General features: G+C 62.9%; 3 protein-coding genes. All 3 read right to left on the reverse strand.

All coding sequences use genetic code 11. The features are described from left to right. Window positions 1-58: 58 nt before the first annotated feature. Genes RBB42_RS27850 through RBB42_RS27860 form a run of 3 tightly spaced genes read right to left on the reverse strand, consistent with a single transcriptional unit; the run spans window position 59 to window position 3,592 of the window. The gene (locus tag RBB42_RS27850; RefSeq protein ID WP_306043967.1) at window positions 59-1,078 is read right to left on the reverse strand and encodes a TniQ family protein; all 1,020 of its coding nucleotides are present in this window, start codon (window positions 1,076-1,078) and stop codon (window positions 59-61) included. After that, window positions 1,075-1,953: a TniB family NTP-binding protein gene (locus RBB42_RS27855; RefSeq protein ID WP_306043968.1), complete on the reverse strand. Its 879-nt coding sequence runs from the start codon at window positions 1,951-1,953 to the stop codon at window positions 1,075-1,077. The genes RBB42_RS27850 and RBB42_RS27855 overlap by 4 nt, the downstream gene beginning before the upstream one ends. Beyond that, complete coding sequence (locus tag RBB42_RS27860; protein ID WP_306043969.1) at window positions 1,946-3,592, reverse strand: TnsB C-terminal domain-containing protein; 1,647 nt, start codon at window positions 3,590-3,592, stop codon at window positions 1,946-1,948. The genes RBB42_RS27855 and RBB42_RS27860 overlap by 8 nt, the downstream gene beginning before the upstream one ends. Window positions 3,593-3,746 lie beyond the last annotated feature (154 nt).

The following is a 3,746-nucleotide window of genomic DNA, read 5'->3' on the forward strand; positions in this document are numbered from 1 at the left end:
CTGTCGGATAGCCGGAATTCATGAGATTCAAGCACTTCCCTGAAAAACGAGCCGGGGTTCATGAGATTCCGTACCGGTATTTATGAGACTGGATGAGCCGGAGTTTGTGAGACTGGCGTTGTCTCGCGGCTTTTTCTGCAGACTGCCGTGCTCTCTCGTCGCGCTCAGCGCGCCAGAACCGGGCCGAGATGCTTCGCCTCAACGAAAGAGGCCATGCGTCAATCGCCTGCCGGACCCGTCCCTGCCCCTCCGCATCGCTCATAAGCATGACTGAGACCGCCCATTTGACCGGATCCTCAATGATCCGCCCGGCGCCGACCGCCAGCGCGAAACATTGCAAGAGCGAGCCCTGCGCCAGGGCGTGGAGACCGGGACGCACTGGCTTGGCAAGTACTGGCGCCACCTGATCGTATTCGGGAACTACGACCGTGAGCGCCTGTCGGATGATCGGCGTGGTCAAAAAATCATGATAGTCCCGGCGGTCTTTCAGAGACATTCGTGGCTGCTCGCAAACGTTCGGCGGCGAGGCCCGGCGATGTCGCACCGTCAGAAGCTGAAGCACTTCGGGCGCTTCCAGGTCGCCCTGCCCCGCGCTGCGCGCCCAGGCATCGAGATGCGCGGCACCGACCTCGGCATGCCCTTCAAGTTTCTTGAAGCAGTCCGTACCGAACCGATCGGACAGGGTCTCGCCGGTGGCATCCCGAAACTCCACACCATGCACCGGGCAGCGAAATCGCCACGGCAGCGCGGCGGCTTTGCGATGCAAGTCTTCGGGACAGTGCGGGCAGTAATACCGGTTCTTCCGCGCGATCATCATGCGCGCCGCAGCACCCAACTCCCGGAAAGTCATGGACTGCACTGCTTCGGGCGAAAGGCCGGTCCGAGCCGCGATCAGAGCCCCCTGCCCTTCCGAAAGACGCCATTCCAGGTCGAACACGTCGTGCCCCTTCAGGCCAAACGCGGCGATGAATTCCGAAACCGTCATGGCGTAGAACGGGGCCATGCGCGCGGCCCAGGAAGACAGCCGCTCGTCGACCTCGGGGAGATAGACAACCGGCAAGCGCCCGTGCGCCGTCACACCGGCTCTCCCAGGACCGCCTGCAACCGGTCGCCGCCCAGAATATCGCGCGAGAGGATGCGTTCCTCGCCGCTTTCGATGGCGGCGATCGCCAGCTGCGACAAGATCGAAAAGATGCCCGAGGTGATGCCGCCCGTCACCTTGATCATCCGCGTGAGTGCCTTCTCGTCGATCTGGCTTTGGCGCCGAAGCGGCAGCGTGCGCGTGAGCGTGCTCATCAGCCCGTTCAGATCCTCGCCCTCGCGCCAAGGCGGCAACGCGAAGGCCTCGAAACGGCGCACCAGCTGATCATCGGTGCGCAGTGCGTTGCGAGCCTGCGCTGTACCGACACAGACCAACGGGATGCGCAGCTCGTTGCCCAGAAAGCGCAGCATGTTCAGGAATCGTGCCTGTTCGCGGATCGTCCCCGCCTGCAGGCTGTGAATCTCGTCGATGACCAGCATCCCCGGACGCAATTCGGCGAGCAGTCGCAAGGCCAGGCTTTCCAGCACAGACAGTGTCGCCCTCGGCGGCTCCGGGGCACCAATCGCCGCCAGGATCCGGCGGTAGAAGCGCGATTCATCAGGCCCAGACACCATCTGCACGGCGACAACCGGCATATGCAGCCGTCCGCTGGTCTCATCGAAGCTTGACGCGTGATCGCGGGTGAACTTCTCGATGATCATCGTCTTGCCCATGCCGCTGTCACCGACAATGAGCAGGTTCGGCATGCGAGCGCGCTCGGGAAACGACATCAGCGTTTCCAGCTTCTCCAAGGCGGCCTCGGCCCTGGGATAGGAGATCCAGCGGTCGGCGCGAATCCGGTGAATGCGCTCCTCGGTGCTGAGCGCGGCTATCTTGCCGGCTCCTGGATAGAGATGCGGGAACTCAGTCATCGTCGTACCACTCCTCGACCTTGAAGCCGGGATGGCTGAGGAATGGGCTCCCCTCCCCTTCCGGCGCAGGCAGGGCTTCTGGCGCGGCGATATCCGGTGTCACATCGATCATCGGCAGAGGGGCCAGATGCGCCCGCCGAGCCTGGTGGCGCCGTATCGCCTTCGTCTGCCGCTCGGCGCTGTCGACGACGTCGCGCTGCGCCTCGATTGTCCTGAAAATAAGCTCCTCATCTACCGACCTGCGCCCGGCCTCACGCAAAGCGCGCCGCGCCGCGCGGTGTTCCCAGAGCGTGATCGCAGGCCGGGTCAGATCCGCCGGGCGGGCCTCGATGATCCCGTTCTCTGTCAGCACGAAGATGCGCGAAAGATCGCGCGGGTCGTATTTGAGCGTGAACTTGCGGCTTTCCCGGCCCATCAGCCAGCGCAACTCGTCCGCCCAGTAGCGGATGTGGAAGAGATGTAGGCCGTCGCGCTGCAAAACCCGCTGCTCGGACGGCAGGAAATCGACCAGGAACTGCCTGAGATCGGCCGGGATTTGGACTCGGACCTCGTTCGTCCGCGCCGCCCAAGCCGCCGCAGGAGTGGTTTCCAGCGCGCTGTGGACCCGCGCATGGTAGGAGCCAGTGATCTCTAGAGCGAGCCAGGTTTCCAGCTCTCTGAGCGTCATCACCGCCTCAGCCTCAGAGTCGAGATCACCGCGCTCGAAAATGTTCGAGAAATGCGAGCCTGGCAGCAGGTGAATGGCGCCCATCATCGTGCCGATCAGTCGCTCGATATGGCCGCCATAGCGCGGCGTTGCCGGTGGTCGGTGCTGCAGGTCGATCTGATATTCGGAACAGGCCCGCTCGAAGGCGCGCGCGTGGAACTCCGCGCCATTGTCCACGTAAATCGCGCTCGGGATACCCCGCGCGGGCCAATCCGTACCGATCCCACGTGCCGCGAGCCAATGCGATTTGTCCATCACAGCATGGGTCAGACACAGTGCGACGGCCAGCAGCGATGGCGGCTCCAGCGACAGATGAAACCCCAGAACCATGCGGGTGTTCACGTCGATCGCGACCGTCAGCGTCGGTCGGCCAAGAGGGCGTCGCGTTACCGGATCTACCGCCGTCACGTCAGCTTTGGTGTGGTCTATCTGGACGATATCCAGCGGATTGTTGACGATCAGCACCCCAGGCGTGGCCAGATAGCGTCGCTCGGCCTTGTCCTTGCCTTCCCGCCTGGCCATCAGCTTTGCCTGGTCATGTTTCTCCAGCCAGCGCCCCAGACGACGGATCGATGGCGGTGCCAGCCCTTGGGCCTGACAATCGGCAGCGATCTCCCGCCAGAACCGTGTCCTGGTGGGCTTGCGCCGAGTGGCATAAAACTCCTTGAAATGGCGGGACACGATCGCTTCCACCGCCGGGTCCAGCGGCTGCATGCCAGGTTTGGGGCCCCGGGTGTCCGGCAGTAGTGCACTGGTCCGCCCGTCCTCGCGGAACTGCTTCACCAGACGAAAGAGCGTGGATCGGCTAACATTCAACTGGCGCATGGCCCAGTCGACATTGCCCTGAGTGAGCTGGGCCGGCAGCTCCGCGAGCACCTGGGCGCGGTACTCGGCCTCTTCCCAATCCTTGTCAGCCGGAAAATTATCGGACATAACTTACTCACTGGACGGATGCCGGATAGTCTCACCAATGGTGACTCAAATCGGCGTCCAGTCTCACATACCCTGAATCGGTTTCAGAAATGCGACACAGGCAAGTCATTGAAAACAAATGGAACGCAGTCTCAGAAATTCCGGCAGACCGACA

It is taken from the genome of Mameliella sp. MMSF_3455 (assembly GCF_030733205.1).
In the GTDB taxonomy this organism is placed as follows: Bacteria; Pseudomonadota; Alphaproteobacteria; order Rhodobacterales; family Rhodobacteraceae; genus Antarctobacter.

What these genes read in the sequence shown, in the direction of transcription:
- RBB42_RS27855 (WP_306043968.1), bottom strand. Translation starts at nt 1,953, where the DNA reads ATGACTGAGTTCCCGCATCTCTATCCAGGAGCCGGCAAGATAGCCGCG.
- RBB42_RS27860 (WP_306043969.1), bottom strand. Translation starts at nt 3,592, where the DNA reads ATGTCCGATAATTTTCCGGCTGACAAGGATTGGGAAGAGGCCGAGTAC.